The following is a 13,094-nucleotide window of genomic DNA, read 5'->3' as shown; positions in this document are numbered from 1 at the left end:
GCAATGGAGAAGTTCACCACCCACACCGGGGTCGGCGTCCCGCTGCGCCGCAGCAACGTCGACACCGACCAGATCATCCCCGCCGTCTACCTCAAGCGCGTGTCCCGCACGGGCTTCGAGGACGGGCTCTTCGCCGCCTGGCGCGGTGACGAGACCTTCGTGCTCAACCAGCCGGCCTTCGCGCAGGGCTCGGTCCTCGTCGCGGGCGCGGACTTCGGCACGGGGTCCTCGCGTGAGCACGCCGTGTGGGCGCTCATGGACTACGGCTTCCGCGTCGTCATCTCCAGCCGCTTCGCCGACATCTTCCGTGGCAACTCCGGCAAGCAGGGCCTGCTCACCGCGATCGTCAGCCAGGACGACGTCGAGCTGCTGTGGAAGTACCTCGAGAACGAGCCCGGTGCGCAGATCACCGTCGACCTCACCGCCCGCACCGTGACGGCCGGCGAGAGCGTCTACCCCTTCGAGGTCGACGCCTACACGCGGTGGCGTCTGCTCGAGGGCCTCGACGACATCGGCCTCACCCTCTCGCACGCCGAGGACATCGACGCCTTCGAGGCCGGCCGGCCCGCCTTCAAGCCCACGACCCAGCCGGTCTGAGACCCGGGCGAAGGGGGAACCCCCTTCGCCCGGTGACGAATTCGCCCACCCAGTCTGCTCGTTGCCGCCTCGGCGGGCCGCCACGCGTTCTACCGTCGGGGGTGACCGGGCAACGTCGCCCGGTCGTCCACCTGCCGGGGACCCCGGCGCAGACGTACCTGTGGAGCGAACGTGAACAAGGCAGAACTCATCAAGTCGATCGAGGCCAGCCTCGGCAGCCGCAAGGCCGCCACCGACGCGCTGGACGCGGTGCTGGACGCCATCGTGCGCGAGGTGAGCAAGGGGGGCAAGGTCGCGATCACGGGATTCGGGACCTTCGAGAAGGCGGCGCGGGCCGCGCGGACGGGGCGCAACCCGCAGACCGGCGAGCCGGTGAAGATCCCGAAGACCTCGGTCCCGCGCTTCAAGGCGGCCACGAGCTTCAAGGGCTACGTCGCCAACCCGACCTCGCTGCCCAAGGCTGCTCCGGCCGTCGCGCGGGCCGCCGCCGGGACGGTCGCCTCGGCGGTCGACACCGCGGCGAAGGTCGCCGGCCTCGGGGGAGGGGCCGCGGCGCGGCGCTCGTCCGCCGCCACGAGCTCGGCGTCGAAGAGCACGGGGTCGAAGAGCACGGCGCCGAAGAAGACGGCGTCGAAGAGCGCGGCAGCCAAGAGCGCGCCGGCGAAGAAGACGGCCGCCAAGAGCACGGCGTCGAAGAGCACGGCGTCGAAGAAGACGGCGTCCACGAGCACGGCGAAGAAGACCACGTCGAGCATGGCGAAGAAGACCCCGGCGAAGAAGACCTCGTCGGGCACGGCGAAGAGCACGCCGGCGAAGAAGGCCGCGAAGAAGAGCGCGAGCTGATCCCCCTTCGCCCCGACCCGCGCACGCCCACGACCCCCGGTCGTGGGCGTGCGGCGTCTTCAGTCGATCCGCTCGCCCTCGCCGATCCCGACGACCCGCGCGCGGCTGACCTGGTCGTCTGCACCGAGCTCGACCGACAGCCGCTGACCGGGTCGCACGTGGATGAGGCCGCTGCCCGCGAAGGCCGAGAACGGCGCGCGCAGCCGGCGACCGGTGTCGGTGACGAGGACGACGCCGTCCGCGTCGTTCGAGAAAACCGTGGCCTGCATGGCCGCAACCCTAATCCTGGCTATGGTGACCGCAGCCCGACCGGACGTCGGCGGGCGGGACGACGAGGTCGAGCAGGAGGCGCCGTGGCCGAGCACCGCACGCAGGTGCCGTGGATGTACCGCCTCGTCGCCACCGTGCTGCGCCCGCTGCTGCGCGCGCTCACGCCGTACTCGGTGACCGGGCTGGAGCACGTGCCGAGGTCGGGCGGCTTCCTCGTGACGCCGAACCACATCTCCTATCTCGACCCCTTCCCGTGGGCGCACACGCTCTACGACGAGGGGATCGCGCCGACCTTCATGGCCAAGAGCGAGCTCTTCGAGTCGTGGTGGCTCGGGCCGATCATGCGCCAGGCCCGTCAGGTGCCGGTCTACCGCGAGCGGCACGACGCCGCGTCCGCGCTGCGCGACGCCGTCCCTGCGCTCGAGCAGGGCCGGTGCGTCGCGATCTACCCCGAGGGCACCCTGACCCGTGACCCCGACGAGTGGCCGATGCGCGGCAAGACCGGCGCGGCGCGGCTCGCGCTCGAGGCCCGCTGCCCCGTCATCCCCATCGCCCAGTGGGGGCCGCAGGCGATCCTGCCGCAGTACGCGAAGGTCCCGCGCCTGCTGCCGCGCCGCACGACCCACATCCGCTTCGGCCCGCCGGTCGACCTCAGCGACCTCTACGAGCGCGACCTCACGACGGTCGTCGTCATGGAGGCGACCGACCGGATCATGGCGGCGATCACTCACGAGGTGGAGCAGCTGCGCGGGGAGCGGGCGCCCGCGGTGCGCTTCGACCCCCAGGCCCACGGCATCGCGACGACCGGCGACTACCGCCACGCGCGCGGACGGCTCGACTCAGGAGGAGCAGCATGAGCAAGGTCGCGGTCTTCGGGGGCGGCAGCTGGGGCACCGCCTTCGCCACGGTGCTCGCCGACGGCGGCAACGACGTGAGCATCTGGGCCCGGCGCCCCGAGCTCGTCGCGCAGATCAACCGCGGGCGCAACGAGGACTACCTGCCCGACCACGAGCTGCCGCAGTCGATCTCGGCGACGACCGACCCGGCCGAGGCGGCCGACGGCGCGCAGGTCGTCGTGCTGTCCGTGCCGAGCCAGTCGCTGCGGGAGAACCTCGGGGCGTGGGGCGACGTGCTGAGCCAGGGCGTCGTCGTCTCGCTGATGAAGGGCGTCGAGCTCGGCACGACGAAGCGGATGAGCGAGGTCATCAGCGAGGTCGGGGGGGTGCCCACCGAGCGCATCGCCGTCGTCTCCGGGCCGAACCTCGCCCGCGAGATCGTCCAGCGCCAGCCGGCGGCGACCGTCGTGGCCTGCCCCGACCAGGGCGCGGCGGACCTCGTCGCCGCGGCCTGCGCGACGAGCTACTTCCGCCCGTACACCTCGACCGACCTCGTCGGCGCGGAGGTCGGCGGAGCGGTGAAGAACGTCATCGCGCTCGCCGTCGGCATGGCCGAGGGCATGGGCCTGGGCGACAACACGAAGTCCTCGATCATCACCCGCGGGCTGGCCGAGATGACGCGGCTCGGCGTCGCGCTCGGGGCCGACGCGCGGACCTTCGCCGGGCTCGCCGGCGTCGGCGACCTCATCGCGACGTGCATGTCGCCGCTGTCGCGCAACCACTCCTTCGGGGTGGGGCTGGGTCGCGGCATGAGCGTGGCCGAGGTGCAGGAGCACACGCGCCAGACGGCCGAAGGGGTGAAGTCGTGCTCCTCGATCCTCGACCTCGCCCGCGCCCACGGCGTCGACGTGCCGATCATCGAGCAGGTGAGCGCGTGCGTGCACGAGGGGATCTCGGTGCCCGACGTCGTCCACGCCCTGCTCTCCCGGGCCCGCAAGCCCGAGACCGACTGACCCCCCCTCGCCCTGTCACAGCTTTCCCGCCCAGGGCGGGAACATGCGACCTCGGGAAAGAAATGTTCTTGCCCGAGGTCGAGCTTTCCCGCCCTGGGCGGGAAAGCTGGGGCGCTCAGGCGAGGCGGAGCGCGGCGTCGAGGTCGCGCCAGAGGTCCTCGACGTCCTCGATGCCCACGGACAGCCGCACGAGGTCGACGGGGGTGGACTCGGGCTCGCCGGGCTGGCGGCGGCGCCGCTCGAGCTGGCTCTCGACCCCGCCGAGGCTCGTCGAGTGCGACCACAGGTGGGTGCCCGCGCAGACCCGCTCCGCGCCCTCGGCCCCGCCGACGGTCTCGACCGAGACGATCGCGCCGAGACCGGGGTAGCGCACACGGGTGACGGACGGGTGCTCGCGCAGGCGGGCGGCGAGCTCGACGGCGTTCTCGCAGGCGCGCTCGAGGCGCACGGCGAGGGTGCGCAGGCCGCGCAGGACGAGCCAGGCCTCCATCGGGCCGGGGATCGCGCCGCCGAGCAGGCGGTGGCGGGCCAACCGGTCGCGCAGCGCACGGCCGCGCTCGTCGGTGCCGGTGATCGTCATGCCGAGGATGACGTCGGAGTGCCCGGAGAGGTACTTCGTCGCCGAGTGCACGCTGACGTCGGCGCCGAGGGCGAGCGGCTGCTGCAGCAGCGGGGTGGCGAAGGTGTTGTCGACCGCGACGACCGCCCCGGCCGCCCGGCCTGCGTGCGCGAGCCGCTCGACGTCGGCGAGGTCGAGCAGCGGGTTGGTCGGCGACTCGAGCCACAGCAGGTCGGCGCCGGGCAGGGCCGCCTCGACGGCCTCGGCGTCGGTGACGTCGACCCAGCGCACGGCGAGGCGCCCGGCCTCCTGCGCCTCGGTGAGGCTGACGACGACGCCGTTGTACGCGGCGAAGGGGGCCACGACGGTGCCGCCCGTCGGCACGAGCGAGAGGACGGCGGCCACCGCGGCCATCCCGGACGCGAAGGCGAGGGCGTCGCCCCCTTCGAGCGGTCCGACCGAGTCCTCGAGCGCGCTCCACGTCGGGTTGCCCGCGCGGGCGTAGTTGACGGGGCCGTCGGCCGCGTACGTCGAGGTGAAGACCGGCGGGACGGCGAGGGGGGCGCCCGGTGCCCGGTCGGGCCGGCCGAGGGCGACGACCTGGGTCGCCGGGGCGAAGGGGGAGCCGGCGTGGGTCGCGTGACCGTCGGCTCCGGTGGGCTGCTCGCTCGTCATGGGCGACACGGTATCCGCAGCGCGGGAGGGCGAGCCGGGCGCACTACAGTCGTGGACGATGACCACTCACGAGCCCCGCAAGCCCCGCGTCGCCGTCGTCTTCGGCGGCCGATCGTCCGAGCACGCCGTGTCGTGCGCGACGGCGGCGGGGGTGCTCTCGGCCATCGACCGCGAGCGCTACGACGTCGTCCCGATCGGGGTCTCCCGCGACGGGTCCTGGGTGCTCGTCGACGACGACCCCGAGCCCCTGCGCCTCGTGCCCGGGCACACCCCCGAGGTCGTCCACGCCGGCACGGAGGTCGCGCTGTCGACCTCGGTCGGCGACCGCACCCTCTCCGTGCACGCGCCGGGGCAGCCGCCCCAGGCCTTCGGCGAGGTCGACGTCGTCTTCCCCCTGCTCCACGGCCCGTACGGCGAGGACGGCACCCTCCAGGGGATGCTCGAGCTCGCCGACGTGCGCTACGTCGGGTCGGGCGTCCTCGCCTCCGCGGCGGGCATGGACAAGCACTACATGAAGGTCGTCTTCGCCGGCGCCGGGCTGCCCGTCGGCCCGTACACGGTGATCACCGACCGGCAGTGGCGTGCCGACCCCGCCGCCGCGATGGACGCGGTCGGCGCGCTGTCGTGGCCGGTCTTCGTCAAGCCGTGCCGCGCCGGGTCCTCGATGGGCGTGAGCCGGGTCGAGCGCCCCGAGGACCTCGAGGCGGCGATCGAGGCCGCCCGCGAGCACGACCTCAAGGTCATCGTCGAGGCCGGCATCGTCGGCCGAGAGATCGAGTGTGCGGTCCTCGAGGGGCACGGGCTCGACGCCCCGCGGACCTCGCTGCCCGGCGAGATCGTCGTCGAGTCCGGGCACGGGCACGACTTCTACGACTTCGAGGCCAAGTACCTCGACGAGTCCGCGGTGCGGCTGTCCTGCCCGGCGGAGCTGAGCGAGCAGGTGAGCGACGAGGTGCGCCGGCTCGCGGCCGAGGCCTTCGACGCGCTGGCGTGCGAGGGGCTCGCGCGGGTCGACTGCTTCGTCACCGACCGCGGCGAGGTCGTCATCAACGAGATCAACACGATGCCGGGCTTCACCCCCCACTCGATGTACCCGCGGATGTGGCAGGCGAGCGGCCTGGCCTACCCCGACCTCATCGACGAGCTCGTCCAGCTGGCCCTCGAGCGGCCCGTCGGGCTGCGCTGAGCGCTCAGTCGCACTGCCGCCCGTTGGTGGGCAGCGCCTTCGCCGCGTCGGCGAAGGCCGGCAGGACGAGCGGGGCCTGACCGACCTCGTCGGGCACGAGCACCTCGATCGCGGGCGAGCGCCCGAAGGTCGTGAGCGCGGTCCCGTCGCTCAGCTCACGGGCCACCCAGTCGACGCCGTCGACGCTGATGCACTGCTCGGTGGTCGGCCCGAGGGCCGGCAGGCCGCAGCGGGCGATGACGGCGGGGTCGCCCCACGCGTGCACCGCGGTGCCGGCGGGGTCGGTGTCGCGCTCGTCCTCCCCGGCGACCTCGAGGGGCCAGCGGGTGCCGGCGTCGAGGCAGGCCGGGTCGTCGCCGCCGTCGGGGATCGCGACGTCGACGGGCCCGGTCCGGGTGAGGAGGACGCCGAGGGCCAGGCCCGCGGTGACGAGGACGACGAGCCCGGCGAGCAGAGGTCGCCGGTCGCGACCCGTGCGGTCGGGGCCGCTCACACGTGGACGATGGGGCAGGTGAGCGTCCGGGTGATGCCCGGGACCTGCTGGAGCTGCGCGAGGACGAGCCGGCCGAGGTCGGCCATCGTCTCGGCCTCGACGCGGGCGACGACGTCGTAGGGGCCGGTGACGTCGTGCGCCTCGACGACGCCGGTCAGCTCGGCGATGTCGGTGCACACGCGGGTGGAGACCCCCACCTCGGTCTGGATGAGGACGTACGCCTGGACCATGTCCCTCCCTGCTGCCCGTGCGGTGCGCGCGGCCGCTCCGGGCACCTGCGCCGACGGTAGCCGACGGCAGCGCTCTCGCGCCGGTCGGGTCGGTGAGATGGTGGCGGGGTGGACCACCCGACGCTGCGCCTGGCCGACCTCGACGAGGAGGCCGTGCTCGCCCGGCTGCTGCCGGTGCTCCTCCACGACGAGGCGCCGGGCGTGCCCGTCGGGCCCGGCGACGACGCCGCGGTCGTCGAGGCGCCGTCCGGGTCGGTCGTCGCGACGACCGACTCGATGGTCCTCGGTGTCGACTGGCGCGACGACTGGTCGAGTCCGCAGGACGTCGGGCACAAGCTCGTCGTGCAGAACGTCGCCGACGTCGCCGCGATGGGGGCGCGCCCGACGGGTCTGCTCCTCGCGCTGAGCGCGGACCCCGCCACCCCGGTGGAGTGGGTGCTCGGGCTGGCCGAAGGGGTGGCCGCCGCGGCCCGCGAGAGCGCCACCCCGGTGCTCGGCGGTGACCTGTCGGGAGCGGCCGCCGGCAGCGTGGTCCTCGCGATGACCGTCCTCGGGGACCTCGGCGGTCGGGCTCCCGTGCGGCGCAGCGGTGCCCGCGTCGGCGACGTCGTCGCCGTGTGCGGCACGCTCGGCCGGTCGGGGGCGGGGCTGCGGCTCTACCTCGACGCCGAGCTGGCCGCGGCGGCCGACAGGCAGGCCCCGGAGGCGGCCCACCGGCTGCGCTCCTCGCACCGCCGACCGCACTGCCCGTGGCAGTCCGGCGCGGAGGCGGCGCGGGCGGGCGCGAGCGCCATGCTCGACGTCTCCGACGGGCTCGTGCGCGACGCCGGTCGCCTGGCCCGGGCGAGCGGCGTGAGCGTCGACCTCGACGGTGCCGCGCTGCGGGCTGAGACGCACGGGGACCTGCTCGACGTCCTCGGGGCCGACGCGGCGCTGCGCGAGGTGCTCGGCGGGGGAGAGGAGCACGCGCTGCTCGCCTGCTTCGCCGACGCGTCCCGGCTGCCGACGACGGGCGCCCCGTGGCGCGTGGTCGGCCGCGTCGTCGAGCGATCGAGGGCGCCGGTCCTGCTCGACGGGGTGCCCCACGAGGTCGCCGGGTGGGACCACTTCGCCGGCTGATCCCCCTTCGCGCCGGTGGGGATGCCGCAGACCGCGGCCGGGGCTGCGGGACCGGGCTGGATCCCCCTTCGCCGGTGCTCAGCACGACTTACCCCTGGTTCGCGCGGGTTTCTTACTCGTGCAGAGCGGGGGTTTATCGGGTGACCCGAGAAACCTGGGGCACGTGGGGCGACGGGGCGGGTGGGGCGACCAGGCGACGCCGCGGAGGGGACGACGAAGGCCGACCACCTCGAAGAGGTGATCGGCCCGTCAGGTGCTCAGCGGGTCAGCGCTTGACCTTGCCGGCCTTGAGGCAGGAGGTGCAGACGTTGAGACGCTTGGGGGTCTTGCCGGCGTCACCGACGAGAGCCTTGACGCGCTGGATGTTCGGGTTCCAGCGTCGCTTGGTGCGGCGGTGGGAGTGCGAGATGGAGTGCCCGAAGCTCGGGCCCTTGCCGCAGACGTCGCAGTTGGCAGCCACGGGTGTTCTCCTCGATCGATGATGCGTACGTGTCGGTGGTGCTGCCGGGGCCGCGTGATCACGAGGTGGTCGGGCTCCAGGCAACCGGTCCAGCGTAGCCGAGCAGTGCGTGCGCGACCAAAACGGCTCCGGCGCACGGCACGCGGACCGCTGCGGATGGGGTCGCGGCGACGGTCCTCTCCGTTAGCGTACGAGAGTGCTGACCGCGATCGACGCCGCCGCCATGCGCCGCTGGGCGGTCGTCACCCGTGCCGCGCTCGCCGCGCGGCGGGCCGAGATCGACGCGCTCAACGTCTTCCCGGTGCCCGACGGCGACACGGGCACGAACATGTACCTCACCCTCGACCAGGCGCTCGACGCCGTGCGCGTCGACCACGAGGCCCGCGGGGTGCTCGGCGAGGTCGACCTGCCGGGCGAGGCCGCCGCGATGTCGCGGGCCGCGATGCTCTCCGCCCGCGGCAACTCCGGGGTGATCCTCAGCCAGCTCATCCGCGGCATCAGCGACGAGCTCTCCGGCGCCGGCACCGCGAGCGCCGACGCGCCCCTGCTCGCCCGGGCGCTGGGGGCCGCCGCCCGGCGTGCCCGCGAGAGCGTCGTGCGCCCCCAGGAGGGCACGATCCTCACCGTCGCCGACCGTGCCGCCGAGGCGGCTGCAGCAGCCGCCGCCGACGGCGCCGACCTGCCGACCCTCACCGAACGCACGGTCCAGGCCACCCGCGACGCGCTCGCCGCGACCCCGTCGCAGCTGCCCGTCCTCGCCGCCGCCGGGGTCGTCGACGCCGGGGGCGCGGGCTACCTGCTCTTCCTCGAGGCCCTCGACCGCGTCGTGCGCGACCACACCCCGCTCGACCGCTACGAGGTCGACGACTTCACGATGAACCTCGACCTGCGCCGCCGGCCCGAGTGGTCCACGGGCGAAGGGGGAGCCGTCACCCGCCCCGTGCCCGCCGAGGCCGGTGGCCCCGCGGCGGCCGAGGGGCCGGCCTTCGAGGTGATGTACCTGCTCGACAGCGAGGACGAGCAGGCGCTGCACGACCTGCGCTGCGCCCTCGACGCGCTCGGCGACAGCGTCGTGCTCAGCGGCGACGGCACGACGACGAAGGTCCACGTGCACACCGACGACATCGGCGCGGCCCTGCAGGCCGGGCTGGCCGTCGCCCCGCCCCGCGAGGTCCAGGTGACCCCGCTCGTCCACGCGATGCGCCCCCACCCCCGGGTCGGCCTGGCCGTCGTCGCGTGCGCCGCCGGGCCGGGCATCGCCGCGCTCGTGCGCGAGGTGGGTGCCTCGGTCGTGAGCTCCGGGCCCGGTCGCCGGGCCTCGGCCGGTGAGCTGCTCGACGCGGTCCGCGAGACCCGTGCCGGCGACGTCATCCTCCTGCCCAACGACCGCGACACCGTGCTCGCCGCTAGGGCGTGCGCCCAGGCCGCCGGCCAGGAGGGGCAGCACGTGCACGTCGTCGAGTCGGGCACCGCCGTCCAGGGGCTCGCCGCCCTCGCGGTCTACGACCCCGGCGCCGACGCCCGCCACAACGAGATGACGATGACCCGGGCCGCCGCGGCGACCCGCCACGGCGCGGTGACGACCGCCGTCAAGGCCGGTCTGACGAGCGGCGGGCCGTGCGAGGTCGGCGACGCCCTCGGGGTCGTCGCCGGTGACATCGCCATCGTCGGCCAGGACCTGTGCGCGGTCGCCGCCGAGGTCGTCGCGCGGCTCGCGGGCTCGGGGGCCGACCTCGTCACCCTCGTCGTCGGCGAGGACGCCGACGACGAGCTCGTCGCCGCGGCCCGCGCGGCCGCCGAGGCGCTCGGTCACGGCGTCGAGGTCGAGGTCGTCGACGGCGGCCAGCCGGCCTACCCGCTGCTCGTCGGGGTCGAGTGAGCCGGTGACCACCGAGGACACCCGCCTCAAGGGGCTCGTCGGCTCCGCCGCGAGCAAGCTCGAGAAGCACCGCGGCATCGTCACCGTCGGTGACCTGCTCGACTTCGCGCCCCGTCGCTACCGCACGACCGTCGCCGACCTCGGCGCGCCCGCCGTCGGCGACTACCTCGTCGCCGTCGCGACCGTGGAGTCGGCGACCACGCGCACGATGAAGTCGCGCCGCGGCAAGATGCTCGAGGCCGTCATCACCGACGGGCGCAGCCGCATGGACGTCACCTTCTTCTCGGCCTACGGCCATGAGAAGGAGCTCCAGGTCGGCCGCACGCTCCTCTTCGCCGGGCGGGTCGGCGAGTACCGCGGACGGCGTCAGCTGGCCCACCCCGCGTACTCGAGCATCGAGGCGCTCCACGCCCTCGGTGACCTCGCCGTCGACGAGGGCGGGCTCATCCCCATCTACCGGCACGTGCCCGGGGTGCAGTCGTGGGGCGTGTCCGCCGCGGTGCGCGTCGTCCTGCAGCACCTCGACGAGGTCGTCGACGCGGTGCCCGACGAGGTCCGCGAGCGCCGCGACCTGCTCGGCCGGCTCGAAGCCCTCACCGCGCTGCACGCACCGCACACCCTCGACGACGTCGAGCGAGCCCGGCACCGGCTGCGCTTCGAGGAGGCCTTCGTCCTGCAGTGCCTGCTCGGCATGCGCCGGGCCGAGCGGGCGGCAGAGGTCACCCGGGCCCGGCGACCCGACGGGCGGCTCCTCGCCACCTTCGACGAGCGGCTCCCCTTCGAGCTCACGGCGGGCCAGCGCGAGGTGGGCGAGGCCGTCCTCGCCGACCTCGCCGCCGACACCCCGATGCACCGCCTCCTCCAGGGCGAGGTCGGCTCGGGCAAGACCGTCGTCGCGCTGCGCGCGATGCTCGCCGCCGTCGACAGCGGCGGCCAGGCCGCGCTCCTCGCGCCCACCGAGGTGCTCGCGGTGCAGCACGAGCGCACGATCCGCGGCATGCTCGGCGATCTCGCCGAGGCGGGGATGCTCGGCGGCGCCGAGGACGCGACCCGCGTGCAGCTGCTCACCGGGTCGATGAGCACCCAGGCCCGCCGCGAGGCGCTCATCCACATCGCGACGGGTGCCGCGGGCATCGTCGTCGGCACCCACGCCCTGCTCGAGGACGTCGTGACCTTCGACGACCTCGCGCTCGTCGTCGTCGACGAGCAGCACCGCTTCGGGGTCGAGCAGCGCGACGCGCTGCGGGCGAAGGGGGAGCACCCGCCGCACCTCCTCGTCATGACCGCGACGCCCATCCCGCGCACGGTCGCGATGACCGTCTTCGGCGACATGGCCACCTCGACGCTGCGCGAGCTGCCCCGCGGGCGCCAGCCGGTGACGACCCACGTCGTGCCCGCCGGCAACCCCCGCTGGGTGCAGCGGGTGTGGGAGCGCATCGCCGAGGAGGTCGCCGCCGGCCGTCAGGCCTTCGTCGTGTGCCCGCGCATCGGCGGCGACGACGACGTCGAGGAGGGCGTGGACCTGCTGAGCGAGGGGCCGGTCGCGGACGACGAGGCCGACGGCGAGCGCGTGCCGGACGACGACGCGCCCCGCCCGCTTGCCGACGTCTCCGGCACCCTCGAGCTGCTCGCCCAGGTGCCCGCCCTCGCCGGGGTGAGCACGGCGGCCCTCCACGGCCGGATGCGCCCGGAGGAGAAGGACGCGGTGATGTCGGCCTACGCCGCCGGCGAGATCGACGTGCTCGTCGCGACGACGGTCATCGAGGTCGGCGTCGACGTGCCGAACGCGAGCACGATGGTCGTCCTCGACGCCGACCGCTTCGGCATCTCCCAGCTGCACCAGCTGCGCGGCCGGATCGGGCGCGGCGGGCACCCCGGGGTCTGCCTGCTCGTCACCGGCTCCGACGCCGAGAGCGCGCAGGAGCGTCTGCAGGCCCTCGCCTCGACCTCCGACGGCTTCGAGCTCGCCCGGGTCGACCTCGCCCAGCGCCGCGAGGGCGACGTGCTCGGCACCGCCCAGTCCGGGGTCCGCTCGCAGCTGCGCCACCTGTCGCTGCTGCGCGACGAGGACCTCATCGAGGCCGCCCGCGAGGACGTCGAGGTCGTCCTCGCCGCAGACCCCGACCTCTCCGCGCACCCCGAGCTCGCCGCCGCCGTCGCCCGCTGGGCCGACGAGGAGCGCACCGCCTACCTCGAGAAGTCCTGACCTCCCCTTCGCCCGAGAGCCCTCGAGCAGGCCCCGTCGTCACCGGGGGAGAGGTCCGGGCGCGGACCGAGGTGGGAGCGCGCGCCGCGATGACCCATGATGGAGGCGTGACGCGCATCATCAGCGGCCAGGCCGGCGGGCGACGCCTGCGCACCCCTGCGGGTGGCGGGACCCGCCCGACGAGCGACCGCGTGCGCGAGGCGCTCTTCTCCGCGCTCGAGTCCCGCGACGCCGTCCAGGGCGCCCACGTCATGGACCTCTACGCCGGCTCCGGCGCCCTCGGGCTCGAGGCGGCCAGCCGCGGCGCCGCGAGCGTGCTCCTCGTCGAGTCCGACCGCGGGGCCATCGGGGTCATCCGCGCCAACATCGCCGACGTCGGCGCCGCCGGCGCGCGCGTCCAGGCCGGCACCGTCGAGGCGGCGCTCGACCGCACCCCGACCCTCGCCTACGACCTCGTCCTCGCCGACCCGCCCTACGACGTCGACGAGGACTCCCTCGCCGCGGTCCTCGACCTCTTGCTCACCCGCGAGTGGCTCAGCCCGGACGCGCTCGTCGTCGTCGAGCGCTCGAGCCGCAGCCCGGAGCCGTCCTGGCCCGCCGGGCTCACCGTCGAGGCGCGCAAGGACTACGGCGAGACCGTCCTCTGGTACGCCCGCACCTGGGCCGCCGACTACCAGATCTGAGCACCACGGTCGCGGCCCCGCGGCCGCGCCACTTAGGTCCCCCTT

The 13,094-nt window shown here is 74.6% G+C and carries 14 protein-coding genes; 9 read left to right on the top strand and 5 right to left on the bottom strand.

Annotated features, from left to right (window positions below):
* Positions 1–3 precede the first annotated feature (3 nt).
* Together leuD and EEW87_RS17135 are read left to right on the top strand one after the other, a co-directional pair.
* Positions 4–597: a 3-isopropylmalate dehydratase small subunit gene (gene leuD, locus EEW87_RS06540; RefSeq protein WP_123093298.1), complete on the top strand. Its 594-nt coding sequence runs from the start codon at positions 4–6 to the stop codon at positions 595–597.
* Positions 598–768: 171 nt separating this feature from the next.
* Positions 769–1,440 (top strand): HU family DNA-binding protein, encoded by a 672-nt coding sequence (locus tag EEW87_RS17135; RefSeq protein WP_123093297.1) that lies wholly within the window; start codon positions 769–771, stop codon positions 1,438–1,440.
* Positions 1,441–1,499: 59 nt separating this feature from the next.
* On the opposite strand, the gene EEW87_RS06530 is transcribed toward EEW87_RS17135, so the two are convergent.
* Positions 1,500–1,709: a hypothetical protein gene (locus EEW87_RS06530; RefSeq protein ID WP_123093296.1), complete on the bottom strand. Its 210-nt coding sequence runs from the start codon at positions 1,707–1,709 to the stop codon at positions 1,500–1,502.
* Between the two features lie 84 nt (positions 1,710–1,793).
* Here EEW87_RS06530 and EEW87_RS06525 point away from each other — a divergent pair, with 84 nt between their 5' ends.
* Together EEW87_RS06525 and EEW87_RS06520 are read left to right on the top strand one after the other, a co-directional pair.
* On the top strand, positions 1,794–2,567 hold the full coding sequence (locus EEW87_RS06525) for a lysophospholipid acyltransferase family protein (protein WP_123093295.1): 774 nt from the start codon (positions 1,794–1,796) through the stop codon (positions 2,565–2,567).
* Complete coding sequence (locus tag EEW87_RS06520) at positions 2,564–3,559, top strand: NAD(P)H-dependent glycerol-3-phosphate dehydrogenase (protein WP_123093294.1); 996 nt, start codon at positions 2,564–2,566, stop codon at positions 3,557–3,559. The genes EEW87_RS06525 and EEW87_RS06520 overlap by 4 nt, the downstream gene beginning before the upstream one ends.
* A 115-nt stretch (positions 3,560–3,674) precedes the next feature.
* Here EEW87_RS06520 and EEW87_RS06515 read toward each other — a convergent pair whose 3' ends face one another.
* Positions 3,675–4,793 (bottom strand): trans-sulfuration enzyme family protein, encoded by a 1,119-nt coding sequence (locus EEW87_RS06515; RefSeq protein ID WP_123093293.1) that lies wholly within the window; start codon positions 4,791–4,793, stop codon positions 3,675–3,677.
* Between the two features lie 58 nt (positions 4,794–4,851).
* On the opposite strand from EEW87_RS06515, the gene EEW87_RS06510 reads away from it, so the two are divergent.
* Positions 4,852–5,979, top strand: coding sequence for a D-alanine--D-alanine ligase family protein (locus EEW87_RS06510; protein ID WP_123093292.1), 1,128 nt, complete (start codon positions 4,852–4,854; stop codon positions 5,977–5,979).
* A gap of 4 nt (positions 5,980–5,983) precedes the next feature.
* Here the strand turns inward: EEW87_RS06510 and EEW87_RS06505 are convergent, their stop codons facing one another.
* Positions 5,984–6,472, bottom strand: a complete 489-nt coding sequence (locus EEW87_RS06505; protein WP_224767050.1) for a DUF3515 family protein — start codon at positions 6,470–6,472, stop codon at positions 5,984–5,986.
* Positions 6,469–6,702, bottom strand: coding sequence for an Lrp/AsnC family transcriptional regulator (locus EEW87_RS06500; RefSeq protein ID WP_068274551.1), 234 nt, complete (start codon positions 6,700–6,702; stop codon positions 6,469–6,471). Before EEW87_RS06500 ends, EEW87_RS06505 begins: the two co-directional genes overlap by 4 nt.
* A gap of 108 nt (positions 6,703–6,810) precedes the next feature.
* Here EEW87_RS06500 and thiL point away from each other — a divergent pair, with 108 nt between their 5' ends.
* Positions 6,811–7,821, top strand: a complete 1,011-nt coding sequence (thiL, locus tag EEW87_RS06495) for a thiamine-phosphate kinase (RefSeq protein WP_240341667.1) — start codon at positions 6,811–6,813, stop codon at positions 7,819–7,821.
* Positions 7,822–8,086: 265 nt separating this feature from the next.
* Here thiL and rpmB read toward each other — a convergent pair whose 3' ends face one another.
* On the bottom strand, positions 8,087–8,281 hold the full coding sequence (gene rpmB / locus EEW87_RS06490; protein ID WP_068274554.1) for a 50S ribosomal protein L28: 195 nt from the start codon (positions 8,279–8,281) through the stop codon (positions 8,087–8,089).
* Between the two features lie 196 nt (positions 8,282–8,477).
* Here rpmB and EEW87_RS16950 point away from each other — a divergent pair, with 196 nt between their 5' ends.
* From EEW87_RS16950 to rsmD, 3 genes are all read left to right on the top strand, one after another.
* Positions 8,478–10,160, top strand: a complete 1,683-nt coding sequence (locus EEW87_RS16950) for a DAK2 domain-containing protein (RefSeq protein ID WP_240341666.1) — start codon at positions 8,478–8,480, stop codon at positions 10,158–10,160.
* Positions 10,161–10,164: 4 nt separating this feature from the next.
* Positions 10,165–12,366 (top strand): ATP-dependent DNA helicase RecG, encoded by a 2,202-nt coding sequence (locus EEW87_RS06480; RefSeq protein WP_123093291.1) that lies wholly within the window; start codon positions 10,165–10,167, stop codon positions 12,364–12,366.
* A gap of 107 nt (positions 12,367–12,473) precedes the next feature.
* Positions 12,474–13,049 carry a 16S rRNA (guanine(966)-N(2))-methyltransferase RsmD gene (gene rsmD / locus EEW87_RS06475; protein ID WP_068274561.1) on the top strand — a complete coding sequence of 192 codons (576 nt, stop codon included), beginning with the start codon at positions 12,474–12,476 and terminating at the stop codon, positions 13,047–13,049.
* The last annotated feature ends 45 nt before the right edge of the window (positions 13,050–13,094 follow it).

Origin of the sequence: Janibacter melonis (assembly GCF_003721155.3) — a bacterium.
Lineage (GTDB): Bacteria > Actinomycetota > Actinomycetes > Actinomycetales > Dermatophilaceae > Marihabitans > Marihabitans melonis.
Note: the sequence above shows the minus strand (reverse complement) of the source record. Positions and strands in the feature narration are given on the sequence as shown.